This window comes from Streptomyces sp. NPDC001415 (assembly GCF_053597395.1).
In genome coordinates, this window is sequence record NZ_JBSFIE010000086.1 from 1 (window position 1) to 1,081 (window position 1,081).

A 1,081-nucleotide genomic window follows, 5' to 3' on the forward strand; every position below is an offset into this window, starting at 1 on the left:
GCGAACAAGCAGAAGCAGGCCGTCAAGGAGCCCGTCATCAACGACAAGGGCCAGGAGGTCGGGGCGGACGGCAAGCCGGTCGAGAAGCCGGGCGATAAGGCGGGGGCGGGCAAGTGAGCGACAAGGACGTCATCGAGCCCGCCGGGATCCCGATGTTCACCGGCAACCTGGAGCAGCTGACCAAGGATGCGGCGGCGCTGACCAAGCAGGCGGGTGAGTTCCGCGACGGCGGGTCCAACGTCCACCAGGAGTTCCAGGGCCTGTCCGCCTGCTACCACGCCCCCGAGGCCGACCAGCTGTTCGCCACCACCTTGCCCGTCAAGACCAAGGCCGACGACTTCGCGGACGATCTGGAGAAGGCGGCCGCGGCGCTGACCGAGTACGAGACCACGGTCCGGCCGCTGGTCGACAAGTTGAAGAGCCTGCGCACCGAAGCGTTCGCGTTCACCGACAGCATCGCCGGCGACGATCACTGGCGGCGCGACCAGAAGAAGATCGACCACAACGAACGCCTGATGAGCGACGTCGGCGCGACCGTCTCCGCGTTCACCGACGCCGAGCGCGCCTGCCACGACAAGATCACCGCGCTGGTCGGCGGCAGCAAGCTCACCGTGGATGACGGCAGCCACAAACCCGGCATGTACGGATACTCCGCGGACGCTCTCCAGCACGCCGAGGAGACTCCGTGGGGCGGCCACGCGGAACGCGAGTACACCGGCCTGGCCTGGGCCTGGCACCAGGTCAAAAGCTTCGTCTGGGACGGGTTCATCGTCGACGGCATCTGGGGCACCATCAAGGGCCTCGGCACCCTCGTCGGCACCGACGGCTGGGACAAGGCGGGGCAGGCCTGGACCGGCTTGGCGAAGCTGGCCACGGGTCTGGCGATCTCCTCCACCCCCTTCGCCGCCGCGTTCTGGGCCACCCCCGACAAGGACATGCCCAGCTGGCTCCGCGACTCCCGCACCGCGATGAAGGAGACCGGCAAGGCCCTCGTCGCCTGGGACGAATGGGGCAAAAATCCGGCCCGCGCCGCCGGCGGCGTCACCTTCAACGTCCTGACCACCGTCTTCACCGGCGGCGC

1 pseudogene is annotated in these 1,081 nt (G+C 68.6%); it reads left to right on the forward strand.

The features are described 5' to 3' along the window. Window positions 1-113: 113 nt before the first annotated feature. Window positions 114-1,081, forward strand: a pseudogene (locus tag ACWC2B_RS38045) (hypothetical protein); the annotation flags it as partial.